Source organism: Streptomyces celluloflavus, assembly GCA_000720995.1.
Taxonomy (GTDB): domain Bacteria; phylum Actinomycetota; class Actinomycetes; order Streptomycetales; family Streptomycetaceae; genus Streptomyces; species Streptomyces celluloflavus.
The window spans coordinates 102,476-116,185 of sequence record JOEL01000016.1 but is presented as its reverse complement, the minus strand read 5'-3'; the positions used below and the strand labels follow the sequence as shown (position 1 = coordinate 116,185).

Annotated in this window: 12 protein-coding genes; 5 read left to right on the top strand and 7 right to left on the bottom strand. The window is 72.5% G+C overall.

Going from position 1 to position 13,710, the window contains the following annotated elements; all coding sequences use genetic code 11:
* Positions 1-54: 54 nt before the first annotated feature.
* From IH09_RS17570 to IH09_RS17560, 3 genes are all read right to left on the bottom strand, one after another.
* Positions 55-747, bottom strand: a complete 693-nt coding sequence (locus IH09_RS17570; protein ID WP_052857228.1) for an RraA family protein — start codon at positions 745-747, stop codon at positions 55-57.
* A 374-nt stretch (positions 748-1,121) separates the two neighbouring features.
* Positions 1,122-1,715 carry a C40 family peptidase gene (locus IH09_RS17565; RefSeq protein WP_052857227.1) on the bottom strand — a complete coding sequence of 198 codons (594 nt, stop codon included), beginning with the start codon at positions 1,713-1,715 and terminating at the stop codon, positions 1,122-1,124.
* A gap of 416 nt (positions 1,716-2,131) precedes the next feature.
* Positions 2,132-3,598: a prealbumin-like fold domain-containing protein gene (locus IH09_RS17560; RefSeq protein WP_190233324.1), complete on the bottom strand. Its 1,467-nt coding sequence runs from the start codon at positions 3,596-3,598 to the stop codon at positions 2,132-2,134.
* 753 nt (positions 3,599-4,351) lie between these two features.
* On the opposite strand from IH09_RS17560, the gene IH09_RS17555 reads away from it, so the two are divergent.
* The 4 genes from IH09_RS17555 (at position 4,352) to IH09_RS17540 (ending at position 7,348) form a co-directional block, all read left to right on the top strand.
* Positions 4,352-4,798, top strand: coding sequence for a helix-turn-helix domain-containing protein (locus IH09_RS17555; protein WP_052857225.1), 447 nt, complete (start codon positions 4,352-4,354; stop codon positions 4,796-4,798).
* Positions 4,799-4,875: 77 nt separating this feature from the next.
* The gene (locus IH09_RS17550) at positions 4,876-5,502 is read left to right on the top strand and encodes a hypothetical protein (RefSeq protein ID WP_052857224.1); all 627 of its coding nucleotides are present in this window, start codon (positions 4,876-4,878) and stop codon (positions 5,500-5,502) included.
* A gap of 29 nt (positions 5,503-5,531) precedes the next feature.
* Positions 5,532-6,779, top strand: coding sequence for an MAB_1171c family putative transporter (locus IH09_RS17545; protein WP_052857223.1), 1,248 nt, complete (start codon positions 5,532-5,534; stop codon positions 6,777-6,779).
* On the top strand, positions 6,776-7,348 hold the full coding sequence (locus tag IH09_RS17540) for a phosphatase PAP2 family protein (RefSeq protein ID WP_052857222.1): 573 nt from the start codon (positions 6,776-6,778) through the stop codon (positions 7,346-7,348). The genes IH09_RS17545 and IH09_RS17540 overlap by 4 nt, the downstream gene beginning before the upstream one ends.
* A 62-nt stretch (positions 7,349-7,410) precedes the next feature.
* On the opposite strand, the gene IH09_RS17535 is transcribed toward IH09_RS17540, so the two are convergent.
* The 3 genes from IH09_RS17535 to IH09_RS17525 form a co-directional block, all read right to left on the bottom strand.
* A complete protein-coding gene (locus IH09_RS17535) occupies positions 7,411-8,433 on the bottom strand; it encodes an acetamidase/formamidase family protein (protein ID WP_052857221.1) in 1,023 nt (340 codons plus the stop codon).
* Positions 8,430-9,941: an APC family permease gene (locus tag IH09_RS17530; RefSeq protein ID WP_110952382.1), complete on the bottom strand. Its 1,512-nt coding sequence runs from the start codon at positions 9,939-9,941 to the stop codon at positions 8,430-8,432. Before IH09_RS17530 ends, IH09_RS17535 begins: the two co-directional genes overlap by 4 nt.
* A 160-nt stretch (positions 9,942-10,101) precedes the next feature.
* A complete protein-coding gene (locus tag IH09_RS17525; protein ID WP_052857220.1) occupies positions 10,102-11,217 on the bottom strand; it encodes a diaminopropionate ammonia-lyase in 1,116 nt (371 codons plus the stop codon).
* 100 nt (positions 11,218-11,317) lie between these two features.
* On the opposite strand from IH09_RS17525, the gene IH09_RS17520 reads away from it, so the two are divergent.
* On the top strand, positions 11,318-12,262 hold the full coding sequence (locus tag IH09_RS17520; RefSeq protein ID WP_052857219.1) for a LysR family transcriptional regulator: 945 nt from the start codon (positions 11,318-11,320) through the stop codon (positions 12,260-12,262).
* Positions 12,263-12,353: 91 nt separating this feature from the next.
* On the opposite strand, the gene IH09_RS17515 is transcribed toward IH09_RS17520, so the two are convergent.
* Positions 12,354-13,697 (bottom strand): cytochrome P450, encoded by a 1,344-nt coding sequence (locus tag IH09_RS17515; RefSeq protein ID WP_242640846.1) that lies wholly within the window; start codon positions 13,695-13,697, stop codon positions 12,354-12,356.
* Positions 13,698-13,710: the final 13 nt, after the last annotated feature.

Below are 13,710 nucleotides of genomic sequence, written 5' to 3'. Positions count from 1 at the left end.
CATCCCTCGTCGCACCGCCGGTCCTGGCCGGACGCGCGTCGGGTCGGGGCCCGGCTACTCCTCGATGGCCCCGCCGACCCGCCGGAGGTGCTGCCGGAAGGTGTAGGTGGGGTCGGCGGAGCGACGCGCCAGATAGTCGTCGAAGGACGTCTGCCGGCGCAGCGTTTCGCCCGTCCGGATCAGGCGGGCCTGGTCGCGCTCGGTCTGCCAGATCTGGCACGCCGTCGCCAGCACCTCCTCGGCACGGTGGGCCGCGACGAACAGCACACCGTCGTCGTCACCGAGGACGATGTCGTCGCCGCTCACCAGATGCGGCCCGAACCGCGCGGTCGTCAGCGCCTCGGGCTCCCGCTCGTCCACCCGCACCGGGCCCAGCGGGTAGCTGCCGTAGCTGAACACCGGAAGGCCGATCTCCGCCAGCTCCGGCGTGTCGCGGTGCAGCCCCCAGATCACCAGGCCCGCCACGCCCGCCGATTCGGCCTCCAGTACCGTCAGGTCGCCGACGCAGGACTCGTCCGAGCGCCCGCCGTTGTCGATGACCAGTACCTCGCTCTCTCCGGCCTGGCCGCACGCCTCCAGGAAGACGTCCACACTGCCGTAGTGCCGCGCCGGCAGCGCGCGTCCCGCGATCCGGTGTCCGGGCACGACCGCGCCGATGCCGGGCGGTGCGGCGCGCAGCGGCACGCCGATCCGGACGCAGGCGTCGGCCACCAGCGGCGTGGACAGATCGGCGAAAGCCTTCAGCATGACGTTCTCCCTGGCGCGGCCCCCGCCACCGTCGACGGGGCGTGGATACGGCGGACGATGCCGTGATCCTACTGACGGTCAACTCGCCGTGCCGCCGGGGCGGTCGCCGGTCCCGGCGGCAGCCGGGGACACCGCCGAGGCGCACCGGCGGCCGGTCGCGGGAGCCGCCAATCGCTCCCGGATCAGGCCGCGTTCAGCGCGGCGACGGGGTGGTGCGGGCGTGCGTCGCGGGTCTCGGCCCGAGTGCCGCCGCTCCGGTGCCGCGGTGGTCGAGTGGCCGTTCACCGGAGGAACGGCAGCCGCACCGGCGGTTCCGCGGGACGCCGCTCGTCCGTCGTCAGTCGTCGGTCGTCGGTCGTCGGTCGTCGGTCGGTTCAGGGAGCGACGGGCCGTACCGCGCCGGCGTATTCCCGGCCCCATCGGGGGTGCCGGAAGACATCGTCCAGGCGGGCGACGGGCGTACCGGTCCGTTCGGCGTGGATCATGGCGGCGTCGCCGGCGTAGATCCCCACGTGGTGCAGCGGCTCTTCGGGGCGGGAGAAGAACAGCAGATCTCCCGGGCGCAGTTCGGTCCGGTCGACCGGACGGCCCGCGTCGTACTGGGCGGTGGTGTGGTGCGGCAGATCGATGGTCCCGCCGCTCGCGCGGTACCAGGCATACAGCGCGAGGCCGCTGCAATCGAAGCCGATGGTCCGCTCGGCCGCGCACGCGCCGTCCAGGTAGCCGTTGGGCCCGGCGCAGAATCCGGGGCCCGGCCCGAGCCGGTCGCCGCCGCCCCATGCGTAGGGGACGCCGATCTGCCGCTCGGCCTCTGCCAGCGCCCGCGGCCCGGCATCCCGGTCACGGCCGGATGCGGCCGCGGCATACGACGCCACCGGCAGGGTGCCCGCGCCCAGGGCGGCCGCGAAGAATCCCCCGACCAGCCGTCGCCGCGCGGTCCGTGGAACCAGAGGGCCGGAGTCTTCCATGGCGTCGTCCTCCTGTGTCCGCCGCGTCCACCGCGCGGATGCGTGCCCGATCTGCCACCCGCCCGCCGGAGCGCCGCGGCCTCTCCATCCGTGCCCAGGGCATATCGCGGGCATATCGGCTGAGGGGATGGTAGAGGGCGTTCGGGGCTGATCGGTCGTTCCGACGGGGGCGGCGCGCCGTACGGCGGTGCCGGGCAGGCGGCGGCTCGGTGGCCGTCCCGGCGGCGCCGTCGCGCACCGCCCGTCCGGGACATGACAGTGCCCCCGGTACGGGACCAGGGGCACCGCCACTGCCGTGACGTCCGCGGCGTGCGGTGGAGGCCCGCGCCGTCAGCGGATCAGGGTGGAAGGGATGGAACGGGCAGAAAAGGTGGAAAAGGTGGGGCGGGGCAGGCCGTGGCGCGTGGCCGGCCGGCTTACGGGCGGTCCGCGGCCTTACGGCGTCGGGCCAGTGCCAGGGCGCCCCCACCGGTCAGGACCAGTGCGGCGGCGCCCGCGGCGAGATAGGGGGTGGAGTTGGTACCGGTACGCGCCAGCTGGCCGCCGCTGGGCACGACCCCGGCGGGGGCGGGCGGCTTGGGCTGCGGTTGTTCGGGGGTGGCCGGCGGTGTGCTGGGCGGTGTCGGCGTCGGTGTGGGCACGACGTTGTCCCATACCGTGATCACCTGCTGCTCACCGGACTTGGCCTCGATGCGCTTGGGTTCCTTGTCGATCTGATAGCCCTCCGGGGCCTTGGTTTCGACGAGCCAGTAGGTTCCGGCGGGCAGGTCGACGGGCTGGGACTTGCCGTCCTTCCCGGTGGTGACCGTGGTGATCACCTTGCCCGGCGCTCCCTTGTCGTCCGCGTGGATCTCGTAGGTGGCGGGTGTGGAGACGGCCTTGCCGGTGGCGCGGTCCTTCTTCTCCGTGATCACGATGGCGGGCGGCTGGAACGCGATCTCGCCGGCGGCGGTGAGCGGCTTCTGCTCGGCCACGAAGTAGATCAGCCGCTGCATGGGCTTACCGTGCACCGTCCGGTCGGTGTGCCAGAAAGTTGGCGTGTTCACCGAGACTTCGGCCCCGAACTTCGCGCCCGTCTTCGTACCCGGCTTGTCGGGGGTGAAGCGGAACGTGGCCTCGCCCTTGGCGTCGGTGGTGCCCACCTCGCCCGGGGTCTTCGGTTCGGCGACGTTGGTGAGGCCCGTGGTCTTGACATGGACGTCGGCGGCCGGTTTGTCGCCCTGCGCGACCTTGAGGGTGAGCGCCTTCTCCTCCGGGGTCCGCTCATAGGGGAAGGTCTTCCCCGAGCCCTCGACGCTCAGCGTGTACGGAGCGTCGTCGACCTTCTGGATCTCGGTGCGCAACTGGTTGAACTCGGCCACGATGGGCGCCGTGTCGACCTTCGCGTCGGCGCCGTAGCCGGCGATGGCGCCCTTCGGCATTCCCTTGGTCAGCCAGGTCTGCCACGGGATCTTCTCGCCGTTGTACCCGTTCTCGTCGATGCCGTCGTGGGCGGCCAGCGCCCAGGTCAGCAGGGACGCGGCGGCCGTGGTGTTGCGGCCCTTCACATCGTCCGGCAGCTTGCCGTACTTCGCGGCCAGCGCCGCCAGCCTGGCCTGGGTGTCCTTGGTGAGCTCCGACGGCGCACCGGTCTTCTTGTATCCGTTGTCGGTGCCGTCCGGCCCGTACCACGCAAGGTCCAGGCAGAGCGCGGGGCTTCCGTTGTCCAGGACGTGCGTGCCGGTCCACATCGCGGTGTGCTTGCCGGTACGGAGGTGCCAGCCGACGGCCCTGCCCTTGTGCCCCTCCCGGTCCTCCGCGGAGGCCGCCGTGGCCGGCAGCACGGTCGCGCCGACGACCCCCACGACCACGGCCGTCGCGCCGATGGCTGAAAGTCTCTTCATCCGAGCAATTCGCATGTACCTCTGTCCCCTCGTCACTTGGGCTGCCCAGTACGAGCTCAGGCCCCGTCCACGGTCAGGCAGCGCGGACAGCGCGGGGACACGCAGGACGAACGGCCCCTCCCTGTCCGTCTGCATCGCAGACGGACACAGAGAAGTACGACGATCACGGCAATGTCAAAGGAACTGCACAAATTCAAGCCCCGTACCGGGCAGGCGAGATGGGCCTCATCATCTGGACTGCGGTTGCCGCCGATATGCGGTGGAGGTGTTCCGGTGCGGCACCACCGGGCCTGTCACCAGGGGAAGTTGCGCGTTTCCCGGGCTGTGGCCCCTCCCGGACTTCCTGGAGGCGGCGTGCGGCCGGCCCTCGTCGCGCGGTGGCGACCTCGTCCGCGGAGCGGAGGCGTTCACCGGAATCAGTGAATTTCCCGTCCGCCCGTGCCGCCCGAGCCGCCCGTCGTGGCGGCGCGGGCCACTCTCGGCCATGGGCGTACCGGTGGCCGGGCACGGCAGGGCGAGGCACGGGCAGGGGACTCCCCTCGTGGCCCCCTGCCCGTGTTTTTTCGAGTTAACAGCGGCGTAGACTGTTTACGCAAGCCCGGTCGCCCCGGCCACGGAGCAAGACGCTCCGCTTCGCCGTCGCACTGCGGGCGACCTGTCAGGGTCGGTTACAGTACGAGCCCGTTGACCGAATTCGAACACCGCACAGCGTCGGATGGGCGCACGCGCGGCGGGCGTGATCGTGGGGGCCTGATGGACAGTGACGAACAGCGCACGCCAGAGCTGAAGACGTTGCAGCAGAAGGTCGCGTACATGGTGGAGAAGACCTTCCCGGGCCAGAAGATCTCGGGCCGGGTCTTCGCGGAACGAGTCAGGGAGCGGGGCGGCGCCCTCTCGCACAGCTACTTCTCCAACATTCTCGCCGGGAAGGTCACCCACCCGTCGGAGGACATCCTCCGGGCCCTCGGTACGGGTTTCGGGGTGGACTGGCGCTTCTTCAAGGAGGAGTCCGAGGTCGTCGACGAGGTCGTGGCCGGGCTCCAGTTCCTCGCCAAGCGGCGCACGGGAGAGATCAGCGGCCTGGCCGGCCGCGGCCTCGACGACAACGGCCTCCCCCCGGAACTGCTGAAGTTCGCGCTCTCCCTTCTGGAGGACGCCAAGGCCAAGAAGGGCGCGGACGACGCGGAGCCGGAGCCGTGACCGTGGTGGCCGGAAAGCGTTGTTAAACTCTGTCGAGCGCATGTCACAGCACGCGTGACGACGATCAAGAGGTCCCCATGTCCATGCGCGAGCTGCGCAGAGAGTGCGAAGACGGTCTGGCCGATCTGCCTCTCCCCGTGCCGTTCAGCATCCCCGGACTGGTGGCGAACATGGAGGCGGCCCGCGGCCGCACCATCGCGCTGCACGAACTCCCCGATCAGCTGGCCCGGGTCAACGCCGCCTGCGGTCTGCGTCTCAAGTGCGGCGACACCAGCTTCGTGCTCTACCGGCGGCGCCCCACCGCGTACCAGACCCAGCACGTCATCTTGCACGAGCTGTGCCACGAATGGTTCGACCACGGCACCACGCTCGACGCGGACCAGCTCCGGCAGCTGCTGCCCGTCTTCGACACCTCGCTGATCACCCGGGTGCTCACCGCCGACGAGGACCCGGCCGCCGGGCCCGCCGCCCCGGACGAGACGCCGTGCTTCCCCCCGGCGGTCACCGACGCGATCCGGGCCGGCGGCCCGATGCAGGCCCGCGCGCAGTACGACACCCACGACGAGCGGGTGGCCGAATTCGGTGCCTCGCTGATCCCCCGCATGGCCAGGGACGTGACGAGCGACGACATGGTCGGCCGCCTGACCAACTCCCTCTCCCGCCCCGTCGCGCACCGGCGCCGCGGCTTCTTCCGCCGTCCGTAACCCCCCACCACCCCCCGAGGAAAACCGTCGTGACCTCGCTCGACCTTGCCGGGTATCTCATAGCCGGCCTGATGACCGCTGTCGCGCTGTGGCGCATGCCCGCCGCGCTGTGGGGCGATGAAGAAGACAAGCGCCGCCGGGCCCTGTGGGGCTGCTACGCGGGGTTCGCCATCGCCCTGTGGACCAAGACCAAGATCATTCGAATAGGGCTCAACAACAGCTCCGTCACCGATCTCGCGGTCCTCATCAAGCACTACACGGCGACCATCGCGATCCTCGCCATCCTCAGCTACATCGTCGCCATCTACGGGCGCTACCCCGACGGCGGGGACATCCCCCGGCATGTCCGGTTCGCCCGGATGATCCAGCAGGTGGCGGCCAAGGCGTCGGTCGCCACCCTCGTCCTGCTGACCGCCCTCTTCTTCACCGTGGTCGACCGTTCCGTCCCCTCGGACCGTTTCGTCTCCGACCACGCCGGCCAGTGGGGCGCCACGCTCTACATGAGCGTCTTCTACGTCTATCTGGGTGCCGCGTCCGCCGTCTGCGCCTACCAGTGGGCGCTGGCCACCGCCCACAGCACGCTCCGCCATCTCCGGGTGGGCCTCGGCATGATGACCTTCGCCATGTTCATCGGCGTCGGCTACACGCTCAGCCGGACGCTGTTCCTGTGGGTCAGCGTCATCGACCGGCCCGGTAAGGCGTTCGCGCTGCGCTTCGACGAGATCACCGAGTCCGCGCAGCTCGTCCTGTTCGCCTTCTTCGCGGTGGGTGCCTCCATCCCCGCCTTCGGCAAAGGCTGGCACCGCGCGAAACTGTGGCGGGCCCAGACCCGGCTGCACCCCCTGTGGCGCGAGTTGATGACGGCCTTCCCCGACCAGCCCTTCGCACCCCCGACCTCGCTGCCCCGCGAACTGACCCGGTTCGACACCCCCGCGGACCTGCGGGTCGACCGGTGGGCCGCCGATATCGCGGACGCGGTGGAGAAGCTGCGCCACTACGTGCCGGACGGTCTGCTCCCGGCCGCCAAGCGGGCCGCCGCACACGACGCCCCGGAGCCCGGCGAGGCCGCCGCGCTGGCCGACGCCTACTGGATCAAGGCGGCCCTCGCCGCCAAGGCCGGCGGTGCGCCCGCCGGCCCGGCCGCGGCCGTCGAGTCCCAGCACGCCACCGACCAGGACGACGAGGTGGCCTGGCTGGTGCGCGTGGCGGCCGCCTACCGGACGGTCACCGACGACCGGACCCGGGACGTCCTGGAGTCCGTGGAGAGCACCGCATGAGTACCCGTACGACGGCCCGCACCGTCACCGACGTCTTCCAGCCCCGCAACGTCCTGCTGACCGGCATGCTCGGTATCGGCCTGGCCGCCGCGGGCGAGTGGACCGGTCTCCTGTGGGGCCTGCTCGGCGCCCTGTGCGCCGGGATCGTGCCCGCCGGCTACATCGAATGGGAACGCAAGCGGGGCACCTGGGGCGACCGGCATGTCGTCGACCGGACCAAGCGGGCGCCGATCTTCTTCGTCATCCTCGGCTCCATCGGCGCCGGTTCCCTCATCATGGTGCTCGGCCGCGCCCCCGTCGGCATCCTGGTCACGATGCTCGCCCTCTGGGCGATGACCGTCCTCCTCCTGGCCGTCAACACCGTCTGGAAGATCTCGGTGGACTCCGCGGTCGCCTCGGCCGTGGTGGCGCAGCTCGCCGTGGTGCACTCCCCCTGGTGGCTGCTCGGCTACGCGATGACCGTCGCCGTGTGCTGGTCCCGGGTCGCGCTGCGCTTCCACACGGTCGCGCAGACCGTCGCCGGCGCGTCCCTCGGCGCGGCCACCTCGGCGGCGTTCCTGCTGACCTGATCCCCCGTCACCGCGGGGCGCCGCGGACCGGCCGGACGGCCACGCCGCCCGGCCGGTGCGGATCAGCGCAGGGCGGCCGCCCGCGCGCGCAGCTCGTCGTGCAGTCCGCCGTGCGTCCGGCCGGGCGGCAGCCACTCCTTGCGGAGCTTGGCCACGCAGGTGTAGTTGCTGTCGCAGACGTTGGCGAGCGGGGATTCGACCGCCTGCGTCACGACCTGGTAGGCGTCCAGTTCGCTCACCCCGTAGTCACGCGCGAGCCACTGGATCAGGTCCAGCTGGGAGATGCGGAAGGCGTCCTCCAGCGGGCGGGCCGAGCCCGTCGAGACGAGGTGGGTGTCCGACTCCAGGCGCGGCCAGGGAGTGGCGACGTGTTTGAGCAGCTCCACGATCACGACGGTGTGCATCGCCGTCTCGACCGCGACCCCGCAGGTCTCCCCCTCGCCCTGGCGGGCGTGCCCGTCGCCGAGGCTGAACAGCGCGCCGTCGACGTTGACCCCGAGATAGCAGGTGACGCCCGCCCGCATCTCGGGCGTGTCCATGTTGCCGCCGTGCGCGTCCGGGACGAGCGCGGAGCGCACCTCCAGGTTGGCGGGCGCCACCCCGACCGTGCCGTGCATCGGGTCCATCGGCAGCGTCAGCTCCCACTCGCTGTCCCGGGCGCTGAAGTGGCACAGGCGCCGCGCGCGGTCCAGCTGCCAGATCCAGACGGCCTCGGGGAGCGGTGGGTGCAGCGCGGCGGTGGCATGGGTGGCGGTCAGCGCCCCGAAGAGCGGCACGGTCGTGGAGGCCGCCCAGTCCCGGCGGGGTTCGATGGACACGAAGTGCACGGCGAGCGTGTCGCCGGGCTCCGCGCCCTCGACGTAGAACGGCCCGGTCTGCGGATTGACGAACGGGAACTCGCAGACCTGCGACACCAGATCCTCCGTGGTCCGCACCCGGCCACCGAAGCAGTCCTCGGTGAAGACGTCCAGAACCGTGCCCGGGGCGATGCGGGCCACAGGCGGGGCCCCGCCGAACGTCCAGGCGTAGTCCCCCTCGCCGGGCCGGATGGTGAGGATGTGCGGGTCCGCAGCGGGATCGGTCATGGCGACTCCTGATCGAGGTGGACGAGGCCGGTGGCCGCCAGCCGGTCCGGATGCCGCCGCCACAGTACGACGGCGATGACGAGTCCGGCCGCGCTCCACAGCGCCACCACGGCACCGGCAAAGGAGACCGGAGCCGTCAGTTCGGTGACGAAGGAGAACACCGGCAGCCCCGCGGCGGTGAGCAGCGCGGGGGTGAAGGCCGCGATGCCCAGGACCGGGAAGAGGAGGTGGCGCACCGGGCGGAACTCCGCGCGGCGCCGCCGCAGGAAGTAGCCGGCGCAGGCGAGGTTGGTGAGCAGGTAGACGGAGATGATCGCGGTCACCACGACGGTGGCCAGCAGCAGGAACGCGGTGTCGGGGCCGTACGCGAAGCCCAGGCCCAGCGCCACGGCCGGCGCGGCCAGGCACTGGACGAGCAGGCCGACGACGGGCGAGCGGTGCACGGGGTGGAGCCGGGCGAAGGAGCGGGGGAAGACGCCGACGCGGCCCAGCGCGAAGGCCGTGCGGGTCGAGGCGTTCGCGGCGGCGTTGGCGTTGGCGATGGTGGAGTTGACCACCGCCAGGAAGACCAGGACCCAGAACGCGCCGAAGGAGGCGCGGGCCACCCCGTCCCAGGAGGCGGCACCGGACGCGCCGAAGGTGGCGAAGGCGTCCGGGCCGTAGAAGACCGTCATGGCGTAGGTGGTCAGGATGAAGAGCAGGCCGATGGCCAGGGCCGAGCCCAGCACCGCGCGGCGCAGGGTGCGGCGCGGATCGCGGGTCTCCTCCGCCAGCGGCGCCGCCGCCTCGAATCCCGCGAAGGCCAGCACCGTGTAGACCGATCCCGCGATGACGCCGCCGACGCCTTCGTGGGCCGCCGGGGTGTGCGCGGTGCCGAAGACGGTCAGGGTGTTGTGGCGGCCCGCGTGGGCGATCAGCAGGCCCGCGAAGACGACGAAGACCAGGACCTCGAAGGCGCCCAGGACGGTGCCCAGCCGGGCGGCGGCCCGTATGCCGTAGTAGCCGGTCACGGCTATCACCGCCGCGCCCGCGAGCACCCAGGGCCACCACAGGTTCTGCGGATAGCCGGGCCACTCCTGGTGTGCGGTGCCCGCGACCGTGAAGCCCAACTGCACCAGCAGCAGCGCCGGGACGAGCGCTTCGACGAGGAGGTAGACCCAGGCCACCACGTACCCGACGACGGGGTGCAGGCCCCGGGAGCTGTAGGCGGCCACCGACCCCGCGGACGGCAGGTGCCGGGCGAGCTCGGCCACGGACGAGGCCGTGAACAGGCAGGCCACCAGGGCGATCAGGACGGACAGCGGCAGGGCGCCGCCCGCGAAGGCGGCACCGGCCGGGATGGAGACGGCGATGGCGGCGCCGGGCGCCATGGACGTCACGCTCTGGAAGAGCACGTCCCGCAGCCCCACGGCATCGCGCCGCAGACTCACCTCGGGCAGGCCCTGCCGGGCGTGCCGGCCCCTCGGCCGTCCTCGCCGCTTTCGCTGCCGGGCATTCCCGTCCCCCATGGTCCCGAGGGTAGGGACGGGGAGGCCGGGGCGGAAGACGGTGTACGGGCGGGGCGGGGTGCGGAAGGGCGATCCTGGTTGACCCGCCGTCAGCAGCCGTCAGGTGCCCCGCTCGGCCCCGGGCACGTGCACACCTGCACCGGGGCGTCGGCGGGGCTCCTCACGGCCGGTCCGCCAGGCCGTGCGGGTTGGCGGCGGCGCCCTCGGTGCTCAGCAGCACGACGGTGGCGTCCGGTCCGAGGTCCAGGGCGGTGCGGCGGCCGGCCGCACCGGCGCCGGTGAGGGCGGCGCGGACGCCCGCGAGGGAGGCTGCGCCGCACGGGCCGGCGGAGATCCCGAGGGCGGCGAGGTCGCGGGCGGCCTCGGCGCTGTCCGCGTCGGTGACGGCGACGGCGGCATCCAGGCCGTCGCGCAGATAGGGCCAGGCGGTGCTGGAGGGCGTACCGCAGTTCAGCCCCGCCATGGTCGTGGTGCCGGTGGCCACGCTGTGCAGCCGCCGCTCGGTGAGGCAGGCCAGGGCGCAGGCCGCGGTGTCGGGTTCGACGGACAGCAGGGCGGGCGCGTGACCCGTGGGGCGGCTGCGGTAGTGGGTGACGGCCGCCTGGGCGAGCGAGCCCACCCCGACCGGGACGGCGACGAGATCGGGCAACTCCGCTCCCATGGCGGTCAGTTGGGCGTCGATCTCGGCGAACAGCGTGCCGTAGCCCTCGGCGATCCAGCCGGGGATCTGCTCATAGCCGGGCCAGGCGGTGTCCTGGAGGAGGACCGCGTCCGGCGCGGTCGCCGCGTCGGCCGCCCGGCGTACGGCGTCGTCGTAGGACCCGGCCACGCGGGTGACGCGCGCCTCCTCGGCGGCGATGGCGGCCGCGGCGCCGGAGTGCACGCCCTCCGATACGAAGACGTGGGCGCGCTGCCCGAGCAGACGGGCGGTACGGGCCACCGCGCGGCCGTGGTTGCCGTCCGTGGCGGTGACGAACGTGACGGGGCCGGCCGGCGACCCGCCTCGCGCCCGCTCGGCGAGGGTCCGGTGGATGGCCCAGGAGGCGCCGAGCACCTTGAACGCGGGCAGTCCCAGGCGGGACGATTCGTCCTTGACGAAGACCTGGCCGACCCCCAGCTCGGCGGCGAGGGCGGGGAGTCCGGTCAGCGGGGTGGGGGCGTAGCCGGGCAGCGCGGCGTGGTAGTGGCGGGCCTCGGCGGGGGCCGGTGCGCAGGTCCAGTTCCGGGCGGCGGGACGGGCGAACCACGGCAGCGGGTGGGGCGAGTTCTCAGGCATGCCTCCATCGTGCGGCGCGCCCATCCATCGGTCCAGCGAATGTTTCCCACGTATATTCATCGGTAATGCCGATGGTTCCCGTAGTGGCGGAGGGTTGCCGATGTTCGATCTGCACCGGCTCCGGCTGCTGCGCGAGCTCAAGCACCGCGGCACGCTCGCGGCGGTCGCCGCCGCCCTCTCGTACAGCCCCTCGTCCGTCTCCCAGCAGCTGACGCTGCTGGAGTCGGAGGTGGGTGTCCCGCTGCTGGAGCCGGTGGGGCGGCGGGTCCGGCTCACCCCGCAGGCGGAGATCCTCGTCGTCCACGCCGAAGCGGTGCTGGCACGCCTGGAGTGCGCCGAGGCGGAAATCGCCGCTTCCCTCACCCGCCTCACCGGCACCCTTCGCATCGCCGCCTTCCAGACCGCGGCCCTCGCCCTGGTGCCGGCCGCGCTGACGCTGCTGCGCGCGGACCACCCCGGTCTGCGGGTGCACGTCACGCAGGCGGAGCCCGAGGTGGCGCTGCCGGCGCTGCTCGCCCGCGACTTCGACCTGGTGATCGCCGAGGAGTACCCGGGCGGTCCGCACCCCCGGCCGGCCGGGATCGAGCGGGCGGACCTGTGCGCCGATCCCTTGCGGCTGGCCCGGCCGCGCGACGGGCAGGGCCCGCGCCCGTCCGGGCCGCGGGCGGCGCTGCGGGCACTGGCCGATCATCCGTGGGTCATGGAACCCGAGGGCACGGCGGCCCGGCAGTGGGCGCTGACGGTGTGCCGCGACGCGGGTTTCGAACCCGACGTACGGTTCGAGAGCAGTGATCTGCTGCTGCATCTGCGGCTCGTGGAGCAGGGTCACGCCGCCGCGCTGCTGCCCGACTTCGTGTGGTACGGCCGGCCGCCGACCGTTCCCCTGCATCCGCTGCCGCGCGGCCACCGGGCGCGCCGCATCTTCACGGCGGTCCGCCGCGGCCGCGGCGCGCACCCCGCCGTGGACGCCTGTCGGCAGGCCCTCCGCCAGGCGTGTACGCCGCCCGGCCACGCCGCGGAGGATTCGCCGGCCGTCGCGCCGTAGCAGCGGCGGGTACCGGAGCGCGCCGCCGCCTCGGGCTCGCGCCGCCGGTGCGGCCGTTGCGCACCGCCCGCCCGGTGGCCCGAGGAGTGCGTCAGGCGTCCCGGGCGATGATTTCCATGGGGACGTGGTCGGGATGGGCCATCGCCGAGGCCGCTTCGCGGGTGGTGTGCCCGGGAATGGCGCGGAGCGTGAACCGGGAGAGGACCGTCGCCAGGACGATCGTGGCCTCGGTCCAGCTGAAGGCGTCCCCGATGCATTTGCGGTTGCCCGCGCCGAAGGGGACGAAGCCCTCGCGCGGAATATCGGCGCGCCGCTCCGGCAGCCACCGGTCGGGGTCGAAACGGTCCGGTTCGGTGTAGAGCCGCGGATCCCGGTGCAGGGCGTAGAGGCTGAAGCCGACCTCCACCCCGGCGGGGAGGCGGAAGCCGCCGAGCTCCACCGGCTCGGTGGTGCGGCGCATCAGCAGCGTCACCCCGTGCAGCCGGATCACCTCGTCGAGCACCCGCCGGATGGTGACGAGACGGGGAATGTCCTCGACGGTCACGGGGCGGGTGCCGACGACTTCGTCGACCTCGGCCAGCAGTTGCCGCTCGACCTCGGGGGCACGGGCGATCTCGTGGAAGGCCCAGCTGAGGGTGGAGGCCGTGGTCTCCGAGCCGGCGAAGAGGATGGTGACGAGTTCGTCCCGGACCTCCTCGTCGGTCAGTGCCTCGCCGGTGTCGCCGTCGCGCGCGTCCAGCAGCAGGGACAGCAGATCGGCCTGGCCGCTCCGCCCGGACCGGCGGGTGCTCGCGATCACCTCGTCGATGACCTGCCGCATGCTCCGGGCCGCGGCGTCGAACTCGCGGTTGGGGCGGATCGGCAGCCGGTCCAGCAGCTTGGGAGAGGCGGCGCGCAGCAGCATGTTCTTCAGGATCACCGGAAGGTTCCGGCGGACCGACTCCACGGCGGGACGCCCGATATCGGCGGAGAACATTGTCTCCGCCAGCGTCTCGATGGCGTACTCCCCCATGACCTGCTCGACGTCGATGCGCTGCCCCGAAGTCCACGATCCGGTCAGAGCACGGGCCCGGTCGCTCATCGTCCGCGCGTAACCCGCGATGCGCTCGTGGTGGAACACGGGCTGCACCAGACGGCGGTTGCGGCGGTGGACCGGGCCGGTGGCGTTGGCGAGGCCGTTGCCGACCAGCGGCCGCACCCGGTCGTACAGCCGGCCCTTCTCGAAGCTCCGCGCGTGGGTGACGGTCACGGCGTGGACCAGTTCGGCGCTGGTGGCGAAGTACACCGGCAGCGTGCCCAGATCGACGCGGACCAGATCACCGGTCTGCCGCAGCGACCGCAGGAACCCGAGTGGCTCGCGCCCCAGTTTCACGGCGTGCCCGATCAGGGGCAGGGCGCCCGGTGCGCGGGGCACCTCCGTTATCCCAACTGTCACCGAAGAGTCCTTC